General features: G+C 69.4%; 7 protein-coding genes and 1 pseudogene. 3 read left to right on the top strand and 5 right to left on the bottom strand.

What is annotated here, in order from left to right; all coding sequences use genetic code 11:
- The 3 genes and pseudogenes from CCN56_RS29785 to CCN56_RS29775 all read right to left on the bottom strand — a co-directional run.
- A pseudogene (locus CCN56_RS29785) lies at nt 1-414 on the bottom strand (hypothetical protein); the annotation flags it as partial.
- A gap of 156 nt (nt 415-570) precedes the next feature.
- Nucleotides 571-1,422, bottom strand: a complete 852-nt coding sequence (locus CCN56_RS29780) for a helix-turn-helix transcriptional regulator (protein ID WP_086831052.1) — start codon at nt 1,420-1,422, stop codon at nt 571-573.
- Nucleotides 1,423-1,432: 10 nt separating this feature from the next.
- Nucleotides 1,433-1,768, bottom strand: coding sequence for a DUF6879 family protein (locus CCN56_RS29775; RefSeq protein ID WP_086831051.1), 336 nt, complete (start codon nt 1,766-1,768; stop codon nt 1,433-1,435).
- A 172-nt stretch (nt 1,769-1,940) separates the two neighbouring features.
- On the opposite strand from CCN56_RS29775, the gene CCN56_RS29770 reads away from it, so the two are divergent.
- The 3 genes from CCN56_RS29770 to CCN56_RS29760 are packed head-to-tail and all read left to right on the top strand — an operon-like array spanning nt 1,941 to nt 2,628.
- Nucleotides 1,941-2,144, top strand: coding sequence for a hypothetical protein (locus CCN56_RS29770; protein ID WP_086831050.1), 204 nt, complete (start codon nt 1,941-1,943; stop codon nt 2,142-2,144).
- On the top strand, nt 2,141-2,365 hold the full coding sequence (locus CCN56_RS29765) for a hypothetical protein (RefSeq protein ID WP_086831049.1): 225 nt from the start codon (nt 2,141-2,143) through the stop codon (nt 2,363-2,365). The genes CCN56_RS29770 and CCN56_RS29765 overlap by 4 nt, the downstream gene beginning before the upstream one ends.
- Nucleotides 2,365-2,628 carry a hypothetical protein gene (locus tag CCN56_RS29760; RefSeq protein ID WP_086831048.1) on the top strand — a complete coding sequence of 88 codons (264 nt, stop codon included), beginning with the start codon at nt 2,365-2,367 and terminating at the stop codon, nt 2,626-2,628. Before CCN56_RS29765 ends, CCN56_RS29760 begins: the two co-directional genes overlap by 1 nt.
- 437 nt (nt 2,629-3,065) lie before the next feature.
- On the opposite strand, the gene CCN56_RS29750 is transcribed toward CCN56_RS29760, so the two are convergent.
- Both CCN56_RS29750 and CCN56_RS29745 read right to left on the bottom strand, forming a co-directional pair.
- Nucleotides 3,066-3,491 (bottom strand): DUF4267 domain-containing protein, encoded by a 426-nt coding sequence (locus CCN56_RS29750; RefSeq protein WP_086831046.1) that lies wholly within the window; start codon nt 3,489-3,491, stop codon nt 3,066-3,068.
- A gap of 75 nt (nt 3,492-3,566) precedes the next feature.
- The gene (locus CCN56_RS29745; protein ID WP_086831045.1) at nt 3,567-4,013 is read right to left on the bottom strand and encodes a DUF1772 domain-containing protein; all 447 of its coding nucleotides are present in this window, start codon (nt 4,011-4,013) and stop codon (nt 3,567-3,569) included.
- Nucleotides 4,014-4,092 lie beyond the last annotated feature (79 nt).

Raw genomic sequence — 4,092 nt, 5'->3', positions numbered from 1 at the left:
ACCGACTCCCCCGAAACCGGCCGTCGGCCGGCCGACGGCCGGTTTCGGGGGAGTCGGTGCGACCTGGGAAGACGCGGGTACGGGCTCGCGGGCGAGGAGTTTGGCGGCCTGGTCGGCGGTCAACGGGGTGCTGGAGACGAGCTGTTGGGTGGACCAGAGGCCGCCGGGCCCCTGCACCCGCCGTTCGTGGACGAAGCCTTCGTCCTTGAGCTGGCGCTTGGCGCGGATGAAGGCGGATCCCCCGATCCGGGCACGTTCGGCGGTGCGGGAGAGGGATTCGCGGGCGCCGTGGGGGAGGGAGAGCTGCCAGGTCAGGAGGCGGACGGCGTCGGAGGAGAGGCGGGGATGCCGGATGATGTCGTGCGAGAACTGGGTGAAGCCGCATGCGGGCGCGTTAAAGTGCCGATAGATCACAGTGGACTCCGATTCCACAAGTGGTTCAGGCCCTCGCCGATGGTTGGCGCCATCGACGGGGGCCGTTTTGCGTGAACGTACCGTGCAAACCGTGTCCAGACCGACACACCGTACGAAGAACCCCCGTACGAGTGAAGCGCCCTCCGGCTCCGTCCGTCAGCGGGAACCCAGTGCGCGCCGGGCCGAGTTGATGACGTTGTGGGCGTCGGCCCCGTACACCGCCGACTCGCGAAGGGTCTTCCAGACCTTCCGGTACAGGGCGATGTTGTCGGCGTCGTCCAGCCACAGCTCGGCGTGCCAGTCCTCCGCGACCACCAGCCGGTCGTCCAGGACCCAGAAGCCGTTGGCGGGGACGATCTTCACCGGTGCCGTGAACGGCACGACGCCCAGCTCGACCGTGTCCATGCCGATCATGCCGGTGAGGCGGTCGAGCTGGGCGGCCAGCACGGACGGCGGGCAGATCAGCGAGCGCAACGCGGCCTCCCACATCAGTACGCGCAGCTTGCGGCCGGGCTGGTACAGCCACTCCTGGCGCTGGGCCCGGGCGCGTACGGCGTCCTCGACGCCCTTGGCCACGTTCAGCAGGTCCGCGTACCGCTGGACGACGTGGCGCGCGTACTCGGGGGTCTGCATCAGCCCGGGGACCACGGCCTCTTCCCACACCCAGATGTTCGAGGTGCGGTTGATCTCGGCGGTGAGCCCCTCGTTCATGGGCTTGAAGCCGTTCGCCAGAGCCCTGCGCCATGACCGGATGTGCGACTCGAACCCGGCCAGCCGAGCGGCCAGCTCGGGGTACGCATCGGGCTGCCCGGTCGCGTCGGCCCACGCCCGCAGATCCTCGGGCGAGGCCGTCTGCTTCCCGTTCTCCAGCTTGCTGACCTTGGACCCCTGCCAGCCGAGCCGCTGGGCGAGCCGCTGACCGGTGAGCCGGCCGGCAGGGCAGGTGAAGCGAAGTTCGCGAAGGCGCGCCCCCAACGCTTCCCGGGCCTGCTGGTAGTCCGTGCTCACCGGTCCCCCGTCACTCGGCCGCAGCCACCTGCGTGGCGAACCGGTCGTACGGAACGGCGTGGTGCATGGCCGCGTCGCGGGCGACGCAGTACCGGACGACCGCCGCCGGTTCGGTGATCAGCTCGACGCCGAGCAAGTTGTCTTCGTCGTCGAAGCGGAGGAGGGCGACGATGCGCGAGTCGAAGATCCAGAAGTCTTCGGTGGGCAGCTGGAGCTGCGCGAGGTCTGCCGGGTCGGTGATGGGCGTGCCCTGGACGATGATCTCGCCGGTCGCCTCGTCCGCGTGCAGGGCGGGGCAGCCGTCGATCTTGCTGTCGGTACCGGTGAAGCGCAACTGGCGTGCCATGGACGCTCTCCCTTCCAGGGGTGTTGATCCAACAGCCTGGTCGGCGGTCCGGCTCGGCACTATGGGTTCAGCCGGAGTCCAGGAGAAAACACGAGCAATCTGGTCCACGCGTCGAGCAAATGCGAGAAAACGGCGTACCGCCGAGCAACCCCCCGTTCCTAGCGTCGAGTTCATGAAGACGAAGGAACTGCACGAGGTGGACCCGTTCGTATCGATGGAGTCCCTGCGGGAAGCACTGGCCGGGGTCGGGGTCGTCCTGCCGTCGCTGGGAGTCGACCTCGGATCTCCGGCTCTGAAACTCGTGGAGCTGGGCCGGGTGCGCGCCGACGTCGCTGCCCGGCTGGCCGAAGCGCTCCGGCGGGGGACTGCGGGGTGACGGCCGGCGTCGGGGCTCTCGTGGTCGACGCCCGGACCGACAGGCTCGGGTACGTGATGGGCCACGTCGGTCCGGCCGTGCAGCTCCGGCCGGTCGCCGGCGGACGGGAGTGGGACGCCGACCCCGCTCATATCCGCCCGGCCACCAGCGAGGAGCGGCTCACGGCCATGAGGGAACGCAACCGCGCTCTGAACTCGGCCAGCAGCGGCGGGGTCCTCTGATGGGGGCGCCGGCCGTGTCCCCCGAGTGCAGGCTCGCCCAGGTCGCGGGCTACGAGGACATGCACCGCGAGTGCCGACAGACGAAGGACGTTCCGCTGCCGCACGGCGCGGGGATTCTGGTCGTACGCCGCTGCACCTGCTCCCACCACTCCTACAACCGCAGGCCAGGGCCCCGGGTCCCCGCACAGGAAGCAACGAACGAACCCGAGCCCCGCCCCACCGTGGAGCGCCGAGTCGTACTCGGGCTCCCCAACGGGAAGTGAGGGGCGTATACGGAGAGGTCCAGTCAGATCACGGTGGAGTCCTGCTCCACGAGTGCTTCAGGCCCTCGCTTGATCTCCTCGGGGCGTACGGGAGCCACTGCTTCGGCTTCGGGCGCACCCGGGGACGGGGGTGCCCCGAGCGTGAGCTGCACAGCGGATCGAGAGGGGCCGCTCGGCGGTGGGCCGGGCGCCCTTTCAGCCGGTCAGGGTGCGTTCACGTGGAAGGCCTGGCCACTGGTGTTGGAGGCACCGGGGCTGTGGATGTTGCTGTTCGTGGAGATGTTGTTGAACATCGGGATCAGGCCGCCGAGGTTCAGGCCGAGGAGGGAGCCGGAGCCCCCGGTGCCGCCGTTCCCGCCGTTGCCGTGGCCTGGGCCCTGTCTGACGATTCGCGCCGGGCGCGCGACGCTGGCCCGCAGCGAATCGTCAGACAGGTCCTAGGCGGGCTGCGGGGCGGGCGTCGCCGGAGCCGTCGCGACCTTGCGGGTCTCGCGCAGGAGCAGCAGGCCGTTGGCCACCATTGCCGTCGCGGTCAGGCAGTGGACGCCGAACGCCGTGGCCACGGAGCCGTGGTGGGCCAGCACGTTGGTCATGTCGCCGTACGCGGCGAAGGCCTCCACGAGCAGCGCCCAGCCCAGCGCCCGGCGCTGACCCGTCACCAGCAGGACGCCCAGGACCAGGGCCATGACGACGTCGCGGATCCCCTTGACGACCAGGAAGCCGTCGCCGTCGCCGGACGGCCAGCTCGGCAGGCCGTAGCCCGGCGCGACCGTCTCCGGGCTCAGGATGTACTCCGTCCCGAACCAGAGGACGAAGAGGATGAAGGCGGCGGCCAGGACGGTGTTGGTCTTCTTCAGCGGCACGGTTCTTCTCCTTGCGGGTCTTCGGCGGATTGGTGAGCTTCGTGGAGCTTGCTGAGACGCATGGGGCCCGGGGCCTCAGACGAGGGCGGTGACCAGCAGGGTGAAGGCGGCGATGATGACGGCGACGCGGCCGTAGTGGTAGCGCTCCCAGCGGTTCATCTGCTCCTTCCAGTCCGCGGGCCGGTTCTCGGGGGTCCACGTCTTGCCCCGGTTGTTGATCGGGACGAGCAGCAGGAGCGACATGATCACGCTCACGATCAGCAGCGCGGCGGCGATGACGACGAGTCCGGCGCCGGGGCGGTCCCATCCGGCGATGGCCCAGACCGCGCTGAGGACGAGCGAGCCGATGTACCAGAACGGCATGAGCGCGCCGAGCATCCGGCCCCCGTGGGAGTGGGCCTGTTGATTGCTGTCGTCCGGGAGCGCGTTGAAGATCGGGTTCATCACGAAGGCGACGGAGAACTCCACCCCCACCATCAGGCCGACGACGACGGTGGTGAACACCTGCAGTGCGTTGAGCATGACGACCCCTCTGCGGTCTAGCGTTGCCTCAACTGCTAGCAACGCTAGACCGCAGAGGGGTCGTCATGCTCAACGCACT

The organism is Streptomyces sp. NRRL B-24572 (genome assembly GCF_002156145.1).
GTDB classification, from domain to species: domain Bacteria; phylum Actinomycetota; class Actinomycetes; order Streptomycetales; family Streptomycetaceae; genus Streptomyces; species Streptomyces vietnamensis.
This window is presented reverse-complemented; position numbering and strand designations above follow the sequence as displayed.